1 protein-coding gene is annotated in these 357 nt (G+C 61.6%); it reads right to left on the reverse strand.

Annotated features, from left to right (window positions below):
- Window positions 1-357: GAF domain-containing protein (locus QSV46_RS39255; protein ID WP_314964028.1), on the reverse strand; the 357-nt coding region annotated here is incomplete at both ends.

Consider the following 357-nt stretch of genomic DNA (forward strand, 5'->3'; position numbering starts at 1 on the left):
GGATCGAGCATGAAGATCGCGTAATCCGTTACGCCTTCCACCAGCAGCCTGAAGCGTCGCTCGGTTTCCTCGAGCTTCGCAGCGCTGACGGTGAGTTCTGCAGCGCGCTCTTCAATACGCTGCTCCAAAGTCTGGTTTAAGCGTTGCAAATCCTCTTCAGCAACCGCCCGCGCGGCGACCTCACGCCTGCTCGCGGCGTATAGCCGCGCGTTGTCGATGGCGACTGCCGCTTGTGCAGCCAATCCTGTTACTAACCGTTCGGCACGGGCGGTGAAGACACCCGGTTGCGAATGGCCGAAAAAGAGGCCGCCGAGGACCTCGCCGGATCGCGAGGTGACCGGCACGGCGAGATAGCTT

The sequence above is a fragment of the Bradyrhizobium cosmicum genome (assembly GCF_032290525.1).
GTDB lineage: Bacteria > Pseudomonadota > Alphaproteobacteria > Rhizobiales > Xanthobacteraceae > Bradyrhizobium > Bradyrhizobium cosmicum_A.